This window comes from Paenarthrobacter sp. FR1, assembly GCF_051106045.1.
Taxonomy (GTDB): domain Bacteria; phylum Actinomycetota; class Actinomycetes; order Actinomycetales; family Micrococcaceae; genus Arthrobacter; species Arthrobacter nitroguajacolicus_A.
Genome location: NZ_JBPFSF010000001.1, coordinates 1 through 15,568, shown reverse-complemented (window position 1 = coordinate 15,568; position 15,568 = coordinate 1). Strand labels below are relative to the sequence as shown.

The 15,568-nt window shown below is 62.9% G+C and carries 18 protein-coding genes; 12 read left to right on the top strand and 6 right to left on the bottom strand.

Annotated elements, in window-relative coordinates:
* Positions 1 to 69: 69 nt before the first annotated feature.
* The 12 genes from rimM to ACR30Z_RS00035 all read left to right on the top strand — a co-directional run bounded on the left by rimM (position 70) and on the right by ACR30Z_RS00035 (position 9,877).
* Complete coding sequence (gene rimM, locus ACR30Z_RS00090) at positions 70 to 624, top strand: ribosome maturation factor RimM (protein ID WP_434370861.1); 555 nt, start codon at positions 70 to 72, stop codon at positions 622 to 624.
* On the top strand, positions 625 to 1,425 hold the full coding sequence (trmD, locus tag ACR30Z_RS00085) for a tRNA (guanosine(37)-N1)-methyltransferase TrmD (protein WP_434370859.1): 801 nt from the start codon (positions 625 to 627) through the stop codon (positions 1,423 to 1,425).
* Positions 1,426 to 1,689: 264 nt separating this feature from the next.
* Positions 1,690 to 2,043 (top strand): 50S ribosomal protein L19, encoded by a 354-nt coding sequence (gene rplS, locus ACR30Z_RS00080; RefSeq protein ID WP_144649543.1) that lies wholly within the window; start codon positions 1,690 to 1,692, stop codon positions 2,041 to 2,043.
* Between the two features lie 80 nt (positions 2,044 to 2,123).
* Positions 2,124 to 2,801, top strand: coding sequence for a signal peptidase I (gene lepB / locus ACR30Z_RS00075; protein WP_434370858.1), 678 nt, complete (start codon positions 2,124 to 2,126; stop codon positions 2,799 to 2,801).
* Positions 2,802 to 3,659: a signal peptidase I gene (gene lepB / locus ACR30Z_RS00070; RefSeq protein ID WP_434370856.1), complete on the top strand. Its 858-nt coding sequence runs from the start codon at positions 2,802 to 2,804 to the stop codon at positions 3,657 to 3,659.
* On the top strand, positions 3,659 to 4,396 hold the full coding sequence (locus tag ACR30Z_RS00065; protein ID WP_434370854.1) for a ribonuclease HII: 738 nt from the start codon (positions 3,659 to 3,661) through the stop codon (positions 4,394 to 4,396). Before lepB (ACR30Z_RS00070) ends, ACR30Z_RS00065 begins: the two co-directional genes overlap by 1 nt.
* A gap of 102 nt (positions 4,397 to 4,498) precedes the next feature.
* Positions 4,499 to 4,843 carry a DUF2469 domain-containing protein gene (locus ACR30Z_RS00060; protein ID WP_018776202.1) on the top strand — a complete coding sequence of 115 codons (345 nt, stop codon included), beginning with the start codon at positions 4,499 to 4,501 and terminating at the stop codon, positions 4,841 to 4,843.
* A 110-nt stretch (positions 4,844 to 4,953) separates the two neighbouring features.
* The gene (locus ACR30Z_RS00055) at positions 4,954 to 5,319 is read left to right on the top strand and encodes a YraN family protein (RefSeq protein ID WP_208759978.1); all 366 of its coding nucleotides are present in this window, start codon (positions 4,954 to 4,956) and stop codon (positions 5,317 to 5,319) included.
* Positions 5,320 to 6,858 carry a YifB family Mg chelatase-like AAA ATPase gene (locus ACR30Z_RS00050; protein WP_434370852.1) on the top strand — a complete coding sequence of 513 codons (1,539 nt, stop codon included), beginning with the start codon at positions 5,320 to 5,322 and terminating at the stop codon, positions 6,856 to 6,858.
* 144 nt (positions 6,859 to 7,002) lie between these two features.
* Positions 7,003 to 8,142: a DNA-processing protein DprA gene (gene dprA / locus ACR30Z_RS00045; RefSeq protein WP_244296673.1), complete on the top strand. Its 1,140-nt coding sequence runs from the start codon at positions 7,003 to 7,005 to the stop codon at positions 8,140 to 8,142.
* Positions 8,143 to 8,207: 65 nt separating this feature from the next.
* Positions 8,208 to 9,134, top strand: a complete 927-nt coding sequence (locus tag ACR30Z_RS00040) for a tyrosine recombinase XerC (protein WP_144649527.1) — start codon at positions 8,208 to 8,210, stop codon at positions 9,132 to 9,134.
* A gap of 239 nt (positions 9,135 to 9,373) precedes the next feature.
* Positions 9,374 to 9,877: a DUF3145 domain-containing protein gene (locus tag ACR30Z_RS00035; RefSeq protein WP_026005636.1), complete on the top strand. Its 504-nt coding sequence runs from the start codon at positions 9,374 to 9,376 to the stop codon at positions 9,875 to 9,877.
* Between the two features lie 97 nt (positions 9,878 to 9,974).
* Here ACR30Z_RS00035 and ACR30Z_RS00030 read toward each other — a convergent pair whose 3' ends face one another.
* The 6 genes from ACR30Z_RS00030 to ACR30Z_RS00005 all read right to left on the bottom strand — a co-directional run.
* Positions 9,975 to 11,210: a beta-ketoacyl-[acyl-carrier-protein] synthase family protein gene (locus ACR30Z_RS00030; protein WP_434370849.1), complete on the bottom strand. Its 1,236-nt coding sequence runs from the start codon at positions 11,208 to 11,210 to the stop codon at positions 9,975 to 9,977.
* A 129-nt stretch (positions 11,211 to 11,339) separates the two neighbouring features.
* Positions 11,340 to 11,585: an acyl carrier protein gene (locus ACR30Z_RS00025; RefSeq protein WP_011692310.1), complete on the bottom strand. Its 246-nt coding sequence runs from the start codon at positions 11,583 to 11,585 to the stop codon at positions 11,340 to 11,342.
* 116 nt (positions 11,586 to 11,701) lie between these two features.
* Entirely contained in the window at positions 11,702 to 12,763 is a 1,062-nt protein-coding gene (locus ACR30Z_RS00020; protein WP_144649523.1) for a beta-ketoacyl-ACP synthase III, read from the bottom strand.
* Positions 12,760 to 13,689, bottom strand: a complete 930-nt coding sequence (locus tag ACR30Z_RS00015) for an ACP S-malonyltransferase (protein WP_208759977.1) — start codon at positions 13,687 to 13,689, stop codon at positions 12,760 to 12,762. The genes ACR30Z_RS00020 and ACR30Z_RS00015 overlap by 4 nt, the downstream gene beginning before the upstream one ends.
* Positions 13,690 to 13,777: 88 nt before the next feature.
* The gene (locus tag ACR30Z_RS00010) at positions 13,778 to 15,022 is read right to left on the bottom strand and encodes a PucR family transcriptional regulator (protein ID WP_144649519.1); all 1,245 of its coding nucleotides are present in this window, start codon (positions 15,020 to 15,022) and stop codon (positions 13,778 to 13,780) included.
* A gap of 183 nt (positions 15,023 to 15,205) precedes the next feature.
* Positions 15,206 to 15,568 (bottom strand): transketolase-like TK C-terminal-containing protein (locus ACR30Z_RS00005; RefSeq protein WP_434370844.1); only part of this gene is annotated, 363 nt, incomplete at its 5' end.

The window sequence follows — 15,568 nt, the reverse complement described above, 5'->3', positions numbered from 1 at the left end:
ATTGCTTTATCCACCAAATCATCACCGTGGCTGCCCGGCGGCGCGGTCCACAAGAATTCAGAGGAATCCATGCAGCTCCAGGTGGCCCGGATCGGCAAGCCCCACGGCATTCGCGGCGAGGTAACGGTGCAGGTGCTTACCGACGCACCGTCCGAGCGGTTCGTCGCCGGAACCGAGTTCGTTGTGGAGCCGGCTTCTGCCGGACCGCTGACCATCCGCAGTGCCCGGTGGAACAAGGACATCCTCCTGTTGGGTTTCGAGGAAATTACCGACCGCAACGCGGCCGAGGTCATCCGTGGCGCCAAGCTCTTTATTGAAACCGAAGAACTCGACGACGAAGACGACGACGAAGGTTGGTACGAGCACGAGCTGGTCGGCTTGGAAGTTCGGGTCGGTTCGCAGGTTGTCGGCAAGGTTGCCGCCCTCACCACGCTGCCGGTCCAGGATCTGTTGACGGTCACAACAGAGGACGGCAAAGAAATCCTCATTCCCTTCGTCGATGAGATCGTGCCCGAGGTCAACGTTGAGGCAGGGTACATCCTGGTCACTCCGCCTGATGGCCTCTTCGAGATTAATGACGGTGCCTCGGAGGAGCCTCAGGACGGCGCCGGGGTTGATGCCTGAATGAGGATCGATGTCGTCAGCATTTTCCCGGAGTACCTTGCTCCGCTGGAGCTGTCCCTCATAGGCAAGGCCCGGCAGGACGGGTTGTTGGAACTCAATGTCCACGATCTCCGCACCTTCACCACCGACAAGCATCGGACAGTGGACGACACCCCTTATGGTGGAGGTGCAGGAATGGTCATGAAACCCGAACCATGGGCGCAGGCCCTTGAGTCCGTTGCGAAGCCAAGCGAGGGTGCAAAGCCTGTATTGATTGTTCCGTCGCCTGCGGGGGAGCGGTTCAATCAAGCCCTGGCCTACGAGCTCGCCGAGGAAGAGCAGTTGGTCTTTGCCTGCGGACGCTACGAGGGTATTGACGAACGCGTGATCGAGTGGGCGCAGCAGCATTTCACTGTTCGGCCCATGAGCCTGGGTGACTACGTGCTCAACGGTGGCGAAGTGGCTGTGCTGGCCATGGTCGAGGCCATCGGGCGCCTGCTGCCCGGGGTCGTAGGCAACCCCGAATCCCTGGTTGAGGAGTCCCACTCCGATGGCCTGTTGGAGTACCCGGTGTACACCAAGCCGTCCGCGTGGCGAGACTACGACGTCCCTGCTGTCCTGCTCAGTGGCAACCACGGCAAGATCGCACAATGGCGGCGCCACGAGCAGTTTCGACGCACTGCGGAGCGCCGGCCGGACCTCCTGGCGGAGTTCGACGCCGGTTCCCTGAGTCGCGCTGACCGCAACGCCCTGGCGGATCTCGGCTATGACGTGGTGGATGGTCGACTGCAGGCCAGGCACGGCGGCGACGCCGCCAGCTAGCGCCGCCCGCCGCCGTCGGGAGTTCTGGTCCCGCCAGTTGGCCGGATGGTCGCGCTTGTGGCAGAATTAACCCTTGTGTCTACTGGGCTGACACCTGCCACAGGGGGAGATCAGCCAACAGTCGGGCAACCCGGTGGCGCCAATCAGTGGCGAAACCGGACACCAAGAAAACTTCGGCGGAAATTTCCGGCTGGCCTTCGCGCCGCGGGCTTGTCCGTCGTAACCCAAAGTGAATGACCTGTGGCGTTCACCAGGAGTGGATTAATGCATATCCTCGATAGCGTAGATGCAGCCTCGCTGCGTAACGATGTTCCGGAGTTCCGCGCGGGCGATACCCTCAAGGTTCACGTCAACATCATCGAAGGCAAGAACTCCCGTGTCCAGGTCTTCCAGGGCTTCGTCCTTGGCCGCCAGGGTGACGGCGTTCGCGAAACCTTCACCGTACGCAAGGTTTCCTTCGGTGTCGGCGTAGAGCGTACCTTCCCGGTACACTCCCCGATCATCGAGAAGATCGAGGTCGTCACCAAGGGTGACGTCCGCCGCGCCAAGCTTTACTACATGCGCGCACTGCGCGGTAAGGCTGCGAAGATCAAGGAAAAGCGCGACTTCGCCAAGTAAGTCCTCCGACTTACGTAACGGGTCCAGGATTCGTGCCCGGTTGTTCCGGAGCAATCCGCAACGCAACAGGGATACGAATCATGGAAACATCAGAACGCCGGCCCCGGAAACAGGGCTGGCGTTTTGTTTTGCTCGCACTGGTCCTCGCCATCGCGATCAGCGGGCTTGTGCGGTCGCTGTGGCTTGATGTGTATTACATTCCCTCGGAGTCCATGGAACCGCTCCTGGGAGCGGGGGACAGGATCCTGGTCTCGCGCACTGCCTACAGTTCCGAACCGATCCGTCGGGGCGATGTGGTGGTTTTCGATGGCCGCGGTTCCTTCGCCCCGCTGAGCAGCGGCAAGGGCCCATTCGTCGACGCCGTATCGGCCGCCAGCCAATGGTTTGGACTGACGGGGAGCGACACGACATACGTGAAGCGGGTCATTGGGGTCGCGGGGGATCGCGTCCAATGCTGCGACACCAACGGCCTTCTCACAGTCAACGGTCAGCCGCTTGAGGAACCCTATGTGTACCAAGGGGACGAACCCAGCAAGCAGAAATTCGATGTCGTGGTGCCTGAGGGCCGCCTTTGGCTGATGGGCGATCACCGCTCACGTTCAGCAGATTCGCGTGGACTGCTGGGAGCGCCGGGCGGCGGCATGGTTCCCACGGAACGCGTTATCGGGCGGCCGGTCCAAATCATCTGGCCCCTTGATAGATTTGCAGAGATGCCTCGCTCGACGCAGGCCGAGACACCCTTGAAGAACGGACAGTAAATGCCGGACAAAGCTCCTGAGAATCCCGAGCGGTACGACGACGACGCCCGGCTCTCGGACGGAACGGCCGGCGTTGCTGGTGTGGCTGAGTCCAACCCGGCGGACACTGGCGTGTCCCGCGAAGGCAACGGCGGTCCGCGTGATTCCGAGGGAGGGGCTCACGCTGCGGAAAAACCACGTAAGAATCCCGTGCTGGTGTGGGTCAAGGAGATTGTCACTGTGGTGGCTATCGCGTTGGTGTTGTCCTTCCTACTTAAGACTTTCTTGTTCAGGGCGTTCTACATACCTTCTGAGTCCATGGAAAGCACATTGGACGTCAATGACCGAATTTTTATCAACCTCCTGGTCCCTGAACCCTTCGCGCTGCAGCATGGCGATGTGGTGGTCTTCAAAGACTCCCAAGGCTGGCTGCCTGCCGTGGAGAAAAAGCCTGCCGGTCCGATGGACTGGGTAGGGGATGCACTCGAATTCGTAGGCTTGGCCGCAGATGACAATGAGCAGCACCTCGTCAAGCGCGTCATTGGGCTCCCCGGTGATCGGGTTTCCTGCTGTGATGCGGAGGGTCGCATCAGTATCAACGGCGTGCCCGTGGACGAAACCTACATCAACCCGGCCGAAATACCCCAGCCGAACCCCTTCGACATCGTGGTTCCCGACGGCAAGGTCTGGGTCATGGGGGACAACCGCAACCACTCTGCGGACTCCCGGGCCCACCAGGAAGCCAACGGAGGCTTCATCAACATGGCTGACATCGAAGGCAAGGCCACTGTCATCGCCTGGCCTGTGAGCCGGTGGACCATCCTCGACAACTACCAGGATGTTTTCCGTAACGTCCCTGAAGGCACCCCGGCGAAGTAATGGCTACGACGACCACCCGGAAGAAGACCCGGCCCGCCGCTAAGGCCAAGGCCCCGGTGAAATTCCCTACCCTTGATGTCGAACGATCTTTCCTGTCGTCCGGCGTGCGATTGCTGGCCGGCGTGGACGAGGTTGGGCGGGGAGCTCTGGCGGGCCCGGTCAGCGTTGGCATTGCCGTGGTGAACCTCCAGGACCACGGTCTGTTGGCTGATGTGCGGGACAGCAAGCTGCTCAAACCCGAGGACCGCGACAGACTGGAACCGCTCGTACGAGACTGGGCAGTTTCCTCCGCAGTGGGGCACGCGTCCTCGCGGGAAATTGATGAGGTTGGCATCATTGCGGCATTGCGCCTGGCAGGTACTCGCGCTTGGTTTGACGTCCTGGCGTCCGGCGTTTGCCCCGACATGGTGCTGCTGGACGGTAGCCACAACTGGCTTTCCCCGGAAGTTCAGGCCTCGCTTTTCGACACCTCCGACTCCGGTCCTTGGTGCGAAGCTCCTGTCCACACCAGGGTAAAGGCAGACATGAGCTGCCTCAGCGTTGCGGCGGCCAGTGTTCTGGCCAAAGTAGCGCGGGACCGCATCATGGTGGACCTGCATTCCGAACTACCCGCTTATGGCTGGAACGAGAATAAGGGCTACGCCACCGCCGCGCACAGGGATGTGATCCGCCTGCAGGGTCCCAGTGCTTATCACCGGACCAGTTGGCACCTCACCGGACCCGAGCTGCTGGAGTGATCGGGGCCCGGTAGCGACCGCTGAACAACGGCGTTTGCTGCGCTACGGCGTTTGCTGCACGGGGTGGCGCTGGCTGCCCGGCAGATAGTGCAAGATGGAAGTATGAGCGCCGAGGACCTTGAGAACTATGAAACCGACATGGAGCTGCAGCTCTACCGCGAGTACAGGGACGTAGTCGGTCTGTTCAGCTACGTTGTTGAAACGGAGCGACGGTTCTACTTGGCCAACCATGTTGATCTTCAGGCCCGCAGTGCGGACGGGGAAGTCTACTTTGACCTGACCCTGCAGGATGCCTGGGTCTGGGACGTCTATCGCTCGGCCCGCTTCGTGAAGAACGTCCGGGTGATCACGTTCAAGGACGTCAACGTCGAAGAACTGCCCCGGAGTGAGGACCTCGCCTTGCCCAAGGACGGCGGCCTGGGCGATCTGGGGGATCTCGGCAACTAGCCTGTTCGCGGGCGACTTTTCCTCCACAACCCTGATTCTTGAGGGTTTACGCACATAGCTATTTGACGCCCTGCCGCCAACCGCTACCAGCCTGAAAGCTGGTATCGGAGGTGATGGTCATGAGAGCAAAAGACCTGCTGGGCCGTAACGGCGAGGCGTTGGCGGCCGATTTCCTGGAGAACCAGGGAATGCGGATCGTAGACCGCAATTGGCGGTGCGCCGACGGTGAAATAGACATCGTGGCGTTGGAAGGCGACACCCTTGTAGTGGCGGAAGTGAAGACCCGTCGGAGCCTTGACTACGGGCATCCATTTGAAGCGGTAGGTGCGGCCAAGCTGGCCCGCCTCCACCGGCTGGCTTCGTCGTGGTGCCGCGCGCACCAGCTCAACGCGCCACGACGACGCGTCGACGTCGTATCGGTGATAGACAGCGGTGTGGGGCATCCGCAGCTGGAACACTTGCGGGGTGTTGTCTAGGTGGGCGTTGGTCGCAGTTACTGCGTCGCCCTGGTTGGCCTGAACGGCTACATCGTGGAGGTGGAAGCCGATATCGGCCAGACCCTCCCCAATTTCGTCATTCTGGGGTTACCGGACGCGGCCCTCAACGAGGCCAAGGAGCGTATCCGGTCTGCCGCCCAGAACTCGGGCATACCCCTCAGTCGTCGGAAAATCACGGCCAACCTGATCCCGGCCTCCCTCCCTAAGCGGGGTTCCGGCTTCGACCTTGCCATCACCATGGCTGTGCTTCGTGCAGCGGACGACATCCAATCCATTGGTGGGACTGTCTTCATCGCCGAGCTTGGCCTGGACGGAAGGCTGAGGCCCGTCCGGGGCATCCTGCCGGCGGTCATGGCTTCCGTACAGGCCGGCTATCCGGACATCGTGGTGGCTGAGGCGAATGCCGCTGAGGCCGCGTTGGTTCCCGGAGCAAACGTTCGTGGCTATAAGACACTTGCCCGGCTTGCCTTCGACTTCGGGGCAGATCCCAAGGACCTGGCACTGGACTACGATCCCCCCGGTGAGGATGTACCGGATGAGGCCGATACAGCTACCCTTGTGCCGGATCTTTGCGACGTTTCGGGACAGGGAGAGGCCCGCCGGGCTTTGGAAGTGGCCGCCGCCGGCGGACACCATATGCTGCTCACCGGTCCGCCTGGGGCTGGAAAAACCATGCTGGCGGAGCGGTTGCCGGGGCTTCTCCCCGATCTTGCGGATACGGCCGCCATGGAGGTTACGGCGATCCACTCCCTGGCAGCTGTCCAGTCGTCCGCGGTGCGGTTGCTTCGCCGGCCGCCCTTCGAAAATCCCCATCACAGTGCCACGGCCGCAGCCATCATCGGTGGTGGTTCCGGGCTCCCCAGGCCTGGGGCCGCCTCGCGGGCACATAGAGGTGTCTTGTTTTTGGACGAAGCTCCTGAGTATGAACGCCGCGTGCTGGATGCCCTCCGTCAGCCCCTGGAGAGCGGCGAACTGGTGATCCACCGCTCGGCCGGAACGGCGGCCTATCCCGCACGATTCCAACTCATACTGGCAGCCAACCCCTGTCCCTGCGGTAAGGCCGCGGGTAAGGGCACGGAATGTACCTGCACGGCCATGATGCGGCGAAGGTACTTCGGACGAATATCCGGACCGCTTTTGGACCGGGTAGATATTCAACTTCACGTGGAACGGGTGTCCTTGGCCGACTTCGGCAACTCAGGCAGGGAAGAGGACACCGCCACGGTGGCTGGACGGGTGCTTGCGGCCCGGCTGCGGCAGTTCCAGCGCTTGCGGACCTTCGGGCTCGAAACCAATTCGCAGGTCCCCGGGCGGACGCTGCGGGGCCAACTTCGTTTGCCTCCCGGAACTACCCGGATTCTGGATACGGCGCTCGAACGGGGGACCCTCACTGCCCGTGGATATGACCGTGTCCTGCGGCTGGCGTGGACCCTTGCCGACCTGGGACGCAGCGACAGCCCGGATATCGACCATATCGGGCAAGCACTCGGGCTCCGCCAGGCGGCGGCCGCAACATGAGTCACAGCAGCGGGGAATATGCAGCAACGGGCAGAAAACACGGCAACGGGAAGAAAACACAGCACAGTGAAGGGAAGTTCAGGAGTGGCCGTAGTGGGCAGGCAGGACAGGGAACGGATTGCACGGGCTGCCCTGGCGCGCCTCATGGAACCCCAGGACTCAGTAGGTCTGGCCTTGGTGCGTGCTGTCGGGGCAGTCGACGCCCTGGGTGTGGCCACCGGAGAAGTAGCCACGGGGCTTGACCTGGAACGGGAGATCTCCGCCCTGCTCGTCGAGGGCGGTGGGCCGGCTGCGTGGGCCGGGCTTTCGGCCAGCCTGAGACGATGGGCGCCCCGCGTCCCGGACCTTGCGCCGGAGCGTGACTTGGAGACCATGCGCCGGCTGGGCGGCAGGTTGATCATCCCGGGGGATACCTCGTGGCCGGAGCAACTGGAGGATCTGGGCCTCCAGGAGCCCCTGTGCTTGTGGTGGCGCGGACACGAACAGCCGCTGCCGAGCGCGCGGCAAGCCGTTGCCCTGGTGGGATCGAGGGACAGTACAAGTTACGGAGGGTCTGTGACCGGGGACTTCGCCTATGGCTTGGCCCAACGAGGTTACACGGTGGTCTCCGGTGGAGCCTATGGCATTGACGCCCATGCGCACCGCGGAGCACTCAATGGCGGTGTAGCCAGCGTGCCCACCATCGCGGTCATGGCAGGGGGCGTAGACCGCTTCTACCCCTCCGGCAACGAAGACCTCCTCCGAGCGGTGTCCACCCAAGGGGCGGTCATTTCCGAGGTACCCCCGGGGTCAGCACCAACCCGCTACAGGTTCCTGCAGAGGAATCGGATCATCGCAGCGCTGGCATCCGTCACCGTGGTGGTGGAAGCCCGATGGCGTTCGGGTGCCCTCAACACCGCCCACCACGCCGAGACCATAGGCAGGGCAGTGGCTACTGTCCCTGGCTCCATCCACAGTGCCAACTCCGCAGGCTGCCACCGGCTGCTCAGGGATGGGGGAGCCGTCTGCGTCACCGACGTTGGCGAGATCGTGGAGTTGGCAGGCGCTATCGGCGTAACGGGCAGCGTGGACAAGGCAGCGGGCTCCGCACCACACGACGACCTTTCCATGGAGGACCTCATACTTCTGGACGCCTTACCGCTCCGGTCAACCAGTTCCGTAGAGAAATTGTCGGTGGTGGCAGGACTGAGCCCGGAGTCCGTACGGGCGGGGTTGGGACGCCTCGGATTGTTGGGGCTGGCGTGTTCGGAAAGGGGTGGCTGGAAGCGGGCCAAGGGCGGGTAGCCCCCGCACAAGAACACGCATGTTGCTGCACTCCCTTGCTCGCTGTTGCTGGCACAGTTGGAAGCGTGGACGGACAATCACTACCAACATCCCTGCAAGCTGCAGTCGAAGGCTTTCGACGCTATCTGGAGGGTGAACGCGCGAGGTCGGCACACACCTTACGCGCCTATCTGGCAGATGTTGAGAGCCTCCTCGGTTTTGCCGTCCAGGAGGGGATCAGTGAACTCGGGCAATTGGAATTGGGATCCCTCCGACGCTGGCTTGGCGCGCAAAGTGAGGCTGGAATGGCGAGGGCCACTTTAGCGCGCCGCGCGGCAACCGCCAGGGCATTTACGGGATGGGCCCTGCGCGAGGAGCTCATCACCACGGATCCCGCGATTCGCCTGCAGGCACCTAAGCGGGACAAGTCCCTGCCCGGTGTCCTGCAACAGCAGCAGGTCACGCGAATGGTGGACGACCTGAACACGGCGGCCGGCGACGGAGGCCCCCTGGCTGTCCGCAATCGGGCGATGGTTGAACTGCTCTACGCCACGGGAGTCCGTGTCGGCGAACTGGCCGGCCTGGATATCGACGACCTTGATCCCGACCGAAGGACGCTACGGGTCGTGGGCAAGGGAAACAAAGAACGCACTGTGCCGTATGGTGTTCCGGCAGCACTTGCAGTAGATGATTGGCTGAGGCGGGGAAGGCCGGCGCTGGCGACCCCCACCAGTGGACCGGCCTTGTTCCTCGGCGTTCGGGGCAAGCGCGTGGATCCCCGGCAAATCCGCGCGGTGGTGAACGAACTCCTGCAAGCGCTGGGCGACACGTCGGCGACAGGTCCCCACGCGCTTAGGCACAGCGCTGCAACGCACTTGCTGGATGGGGGAGCCGACCTGCGCGCCGTCCAGGAGATCCTGGGCCACAGCAGCCTGGCGACCACTCAGATCTACACCCATGTCTCAGTGGATCGGCTCCGCAGGAGCTATCAGCAGGCTCACCCGCGGGCGTGAACATGACCTCCCACGAGCTGCACTGGCGGAAACAGGTAGCGTACGGCAAAATGAAAGCACCACGGGGAAACCTTCAATGAACGGTCGAGGGTTACTTCTGTGCCAATATCGTCAGTAGTACTTCATACAAGTAAATAGCCTGTCAGGGCCCACATGGATTTCATGGCATCCGGCAGCAACAGCAACACATCCAGGCAGAGGTCGTTGGGGAAGACGTACCTACAGCTATGGAGGATGGAATGTCTGTTGCAACAACCCGCGGTGTCCTGTTCGTGCACTCGGCCCCGACGGCACTTTGCCCGCACGTTGAGTGGGCCATCGGATCGGTCGTTGACAAGAGGACCGATCTTGAGTGGACCCCTCAGCCAGCTGCGCCTGGAATGTTCCGCGCCGAGTTGTCCTGGACTGGGACGCCCGGTACAGGGGCTCAGTTGGCGTCGGCACTGCGGGGCTGGGCGCACCTGCGCTATGAGGTCACCGAGGAACCGAGCCAAGGCGTAGATGGAGCGCGTTGGTCGCACACACCGGAGCTTGGGATCTTCCATGCCGTCACGGATGTGCACGGCAACATCATGGTGACCGAAGACCGAATCCGCTATGCATACGAGTCCGGTGCCGGGGACCCTTCAGCCGTCTACCACGAATTGTCATTGGCCCTGGGTGAAGCCTGGGACGAAGAGCTGGAGCCGTTCCGCCACGCGGCTGAAGGCGCACCCGTGCGTTGGCTGCATCAGGTCGGCTAGCAGTCTCGGGCAAGCAACACCCCATAGCTACGAAGAGGGCCCCACCAATTGGTGGGGCCCTCTTCATGTCACCTGGAGACGAGTCGTCGAGTCCGACTTAGACGTTCCGGACGGCGATCACGGCGTTGTGTCCGCCAAAGCCGAACGAGTTGCTCAATGCGACGATATCGCCGGCGGGCAAGTCCCGGACCGACGTCACGACGTCGAGGGGGATCTCGGGATCCTGGTTCTCGAGGTTGATGGTGACCGGTGCCTTGCGCTCGTAGACGGCCAAGACCGTCAGCACGGCTTCAACGGCGCCTGAAGCGCCCAAGAGGTGTCCCATCTGGGACTTGGTGGCGGAGACCGCCACGTTGTCCACATGGGTGCCCAGGGCGGCACGCAGGGCCGTGTATTCAGGCTTGTCGCCAACGGGAGTGGACGTGGCGTGGGCGTTGACATGCACAACGTCCTCGGCCTGGATGCGGCCGTCGAACATTGCGGCCTTGAGGGCTCGGGTTGCCCCCAGGCCTTCGGGGTCCGGTGCGGTGATGTGGTAGGCATCCGCGGTCACCGACGTTCCTGCGAGTTCGGCGTAGATGCGTGCGCCACGTGCGATTGCGTGTTCCTCGGCCTCAAGGACCAGGGCGCCGGCACCTTCGCCCATGACAAAACCGTCACGGTCGATGTCGTACGGGCGGGAGGCACGTTCCGGGTCGTCGTTGCGGCGGGAGAGCGCCTGCATCGAGGAGAACGCGGCCAAGGGCATGGGGTGGATGGCTGCTTCGGCGCCGCCGCATACCACTACGTCCGCCTTGCCGGACCGGATCAGGTCCAATCCGAGGTGGAGGGCTTCGGTGCCTGATGCGCAGGCAGAAACCGGAGTATGTGCTCCGGCGCGGGCACCAAGGTCAAGACTGACCGCGGCAGCAACACCATTGGGCATCAGCATGGGAACGGTCATGGGAAGGACTCGGCGGGGGCCCTTGTCCCGGAGGGTGTCCCAGGCATCCAGGAGCGTCCAGACGCCGCCGATGCCGGTGGCGAAAGCTACAGCCAAACGGTCGTGGTCGATCTCTTCAATCCCGGCGTCGGACCAAGCTTCACGGGCCGCGATGACGCCAAACTGCGTGGACGGGTCCATGCGCTTGGCCTCAACCCGGCTCAGTACTTCAAGGGCCGGCGTAGAGCACCTGGCAGCAAAGTGGACGGGGAGGTCGTACTTGGCCACCCACTCATCTTCGAGCGTGCGGGCGCCGGAGACCCCTTTCAGCGCGTTCTGCCACATTGTGGGTACGTCGCCGCCGATGGGAGTGGTGGCCCCCAGACCGGTTATGACTACTTTGCGTGCCATGCGATCACTCTCTGTCGGATAAGCCATCCCCTGCAGGTTGCACAGGAGGAGGCACTAAAAACTTTGGGCTTACTGCGGCTGTGCCGGGCACAGGGACAGGGTCCCGGCCCGGCACAGCTGGTGTCAGGACTAGGCCTGTGCGTTGGCGATGAAGCTGACGGCGTCGCCGACGGTCTTGAGGTTCTTGACCTCTTCGTCGGGGATGCGAACGCCGAACTTCTCTTCAGCGTTGACAACGATGGTCATCATGGAGATGGAGTCGATGTCCAGGTCCTCGGTGAAGGACTTGTCCAGCTCTACGGCTTCAGTGGCGAGGCCGGTCTCTTCGTTGACGATTTCAGCCAGGCCGGCCAGGATTTCTTCGTTGCTAGCCATTGTTGGCTCCTTTTCTTGTTGTACCGGCTGCTGCCGGAAAGGGGGCAAACCGCGGTTACGGTTTGGGTTTGTAAGTCGTATTCAGTTGGCTGGAGGCCACCGGGGCCAGTCCAGGTCTACGGCAGAACCACGACCTGGGCGCCAAAGACCAATCCGGCGCCGAAGCCGATCTGCAAGGCAAGGCCGCCGCTCAACTCAGGGTTTTCCTGAAGCAAACGGTGGGTTGCAAGCGGGATGGAGGCCGCAGACGTGTTCCCGGCTTCAGCGATATCGCGGCCGATCACAACGGACTCCGGAAGCTTCAGCTTCTTCACCATTTCGTCGATGATGCGCATGTTCGCCTGGTGGGGAACGAACGCAGCGAGATCCGAGGCTTCGATGCCGGCGGCATCCAAGGCCTGCTGGGCTACCTTCGCCATTTCCCACACGGCCCAACGGAAGACGGTCTGGCCGTCCTGGCGCAGGGTCGGCCACACATCCTGTGTTGCGGAAAGGATGGCGGGATCGTCAATTTCGTCGGAGTGCCTGGCGGATTCGCCAAGCTTCTTGACGTCTTCGAGCGAGTGGGTCATGCCGATGGCATCCCATTTGCTGCCATCGGATCCCCAGACGGAAGGACCGATGCCAGGGGTCTCGGAGGGGCCCACCACAACGGCGCCGGCGCCGTCACCGAGGAGGAAGGAAATTGTGCGTTCATGGTTGTCGATGACATCCGAGAGCTTCTCTGCACCGACCACGAGGACGTACTCTGCCGCGCCGGACCGGACCAAGGCATCAGCCTGGGCCACGCCGTAGCAGTACCCCGCACAGGCGGCCGAGATGTCGAAGGCGGGTGCCGGCGTCGCGCCCAAACGATCGGTGAGCGCAGCGGCAGCCGAAGGCGTCGCGTAGGGGTGCGTCACGGTGGAGACGATGACCGCTCCCAGCTGCGACGGTTCGATCCCCGCTTGCTGGAGGGCTTCACGTGCGGCGCCTTCGGCCATGTCGATGACGCTGACGTCGGCGGCGGCCCGGTGACGGGTAATGATGCCGGTCCGCTGGCGGATCCATTCGTCAGAGGAGTCGATCCACTGGCAGACGTCGTCGTTGGTGACGATGACGTCCGGGCGGTAGGCGCCGATTCCCAGAATGCGGGCATTCTCGTTGACAGCGGCCTTCTTGAGTACGGGGGTGCTCATGCCTGTCCCTCCAATTCAGCGAAAAGTGCCAGAGCCGCGGACAGGTCATCCGGGGTCTTGACGGCCACGGTCTTCACGCCCGGCATGCCACGCTTGGCCAGGCCGGCGAGCGTCCCCGCAGGGGCGAGCTCGATAACACCGGTGACGCCGCGTTCAACGAGCGTCTCCATGCACTGATCCCAGCGAACAGGCCGGGACACCTGGGCGATCAGGCTCTCGACGGCGGCAGGTCCTGCCGTGACTTCCTGGCCGTCGTAGTTCGACAACAGCGGAACGGTTGGGCTCTGCGGAGACAGCGAGGGCTTGAGTGACTCAAGCGCGCTGACGGCCGGAGCCATGTGGGAAGTGTGGAACGCGCCTGCAACCTTGAGCGGAATGACGCGCGCTTTCGCCGGCGGGTTCTCTGCCAGGGCCTTGAGCTGTTCGAACGTGCCCGCAGCGACAGTCTGGCCTGCGCCGTTGACGTTGGCCGGTGTGGCGCCAGAAGCTTCAATGGCTGCCAGGACCTCGGCGGGGTCGCCTCCCACTACTGCGCTCATGCCGGTGGGGGTCACCGCAGCTGCTGCCGCCATGCTGTTGGCCCTCTCGCGGACAAAGGTCATGGCCTCGGACTCTGTGAGGACTCCAGCCAGCGCTGAGGCCGTGATCTCGCCAACAGAGTGTCCGGCAAGGATGACGGGGAGCGTGTTGAGTTCGACGTCGAACAAGGACTTTGCGGCCACCAGGCCGGCAGCGACAATCAGTGGCTGCGCTACCGCAGTGTCCTTGATGGTCTCTTCGTCCGAGGTGGTGCCGTGGGCCTTGAGGTCAATGCCTGCGATCTCGCTCAGGGAGGCCAGCTGGCCTTCGACGGAGGGGAGTTCCAGCCAAGGGGCCAAAAATCCAGGGGTCTGGGAGCCCTGTCCAGGGCAGACGATTGCAAGCACGTATCCAGCTTTCCAAATTGCCACGTGATCCACTGGTGTTTTGGTACACCAAGCTCACTGGGTCAGTTTGTAGGAAGTCTACAACGGTTCAGTTCTGTGAACGTGACGCGTGACGTTCGGGAGAGGCTTTCGGTTGTGCCGAAAGCCGGCCCACCACCAACGCCGTTTGCAGGACGAACGCCTCTCTCGGGAGGAGCGGATCCCAGCCAGTCACGTCGCAGACACGCTTCAAACGGTAGCGCACGGTGTTGGCATGGACGAACAGCTCCCGGGCCGTGGCCTCCAATGAATGCCCCAGTTCAAGGTAGGTCCCGAGGGTTTCCACCAGGCCATTTGAGGCCGCCAACAGTGGTCGGTAGATGTTCTTGATCAATGACCGGCGTGCGGCGTCATCTCCGGAAACTACGCGTTCGGGGAGCAGGTCGTCGGCGGCTACGGGGCGCGGCGCTGAAGGCCACGCTCGGGCAGCTGTGAGGCCTGCAAAGGCAGCCTGGGCGGAGCTGCTGGCCTCCAACAACGAACCCGCCTCCGGACCATAAACCACGGCCCCCGGGGCGAATAGTTCACTGAGCTTCAGGTAGGCGGTGTCACGATCTTGGAGTCCACCAAGAATCAGGATGAGCCGGTCGCCTTGGATTCCCACCAGCGCGTCTTCGGCGAAACGCCCAGCGGTCCGGCGCAGTTCGCTGACGTAGCTCGCACTGGGTTCCGACGGCGAATTGCCCACCATGACTGTGAACCGCTCCTGTGCCTTCCAGCCGAGGGCGGCGATCCTGGACCTCAAGGCGTCAGTATTTTCACCACGCAGGATGGCGTCCACGATCAGCGCTTCGAGTCGGGTGTCCCACGATCCGCGGGACTCGGCCGCCCGGGCGTAGACATCGGCTGCTGCGAAGGCCACTTCGCGCGAGTAGCGCAGGACGGCCTCGCGCAATGATGGCTGATCCGATTCCGGAGCAATCACGGGAACCTGGTCCTCGACGACTTCCACCACGATACGGATCAATTGCAGGGCTTTCTGCAGGCTGATGGAGCGGGTCAGTTCCGTCGGCGCGTTCCCAAAGACGTCGGTGAGGATCCACGACGGCGAACTAGGACGCTCGTACCACGTCACAAACGCGGCGATACCGTTCTGGGCCACCAAGCCCAACGCCGAGCGCTCATCGGAACTCAAACGGCTGTACCAAGGCAGTGACTTTTCCAGCTTGCGCATGGTGCTGGTGGACAATTGCCCCACATTGGCGCGGAGCTGCCGCAGAGTCTCGGCCTTTTCCGGCGACAATGCCTGGGTTGCTGCCTTGCGCTTGGTAGGTGTTTTGGTGGGCTCTGCCATGGAACGAGCATACGGCCCATCCCGGGCAAGCTCCATTTGTGAGAAGGCTACAACTGACGTTGTTGCCGGTCACGTGCCTTGGGAGCCTCTTCCGGCCTGATTAAAGCCCGACGGCGGCCCCCACCTTTCGGTGAAAGCCGCCGTTGCGGATACTGCTGTTCCGTGGGACTTGCCCGTGGGGTGTTAGGCGTCGCCGCCTGCTCCGCCGGTGGTGCCGGCATTCACATCAAGGAGCCGGTACTTTTCGATGGCCTTCTCCAGGGCGCCTTCTTCAACTTCTCCCTTGGCGGCGAGGAGTTGGAGGGTTTTGGCGACGATGGAGTGGGTGTCGTTTTTGAAGTAGCGGCGGGCGGCTTGGCGGGTGTCGGAGAAGCCGAAGCCGTCTGCTCCGAGGGAGGCGAAGTCGTTGGGGATGAATTGTCGGATTTGGTCGGGGACGGCTTTCATGTAGTCGGACACGGCGATGACCGGTCCGGTGGTGCCGGCGAGTTGTTCGGTGATGAACGGGGTGCGGGCGGGTTGGCCGGGGTTGAGGAAGGCGTGTTC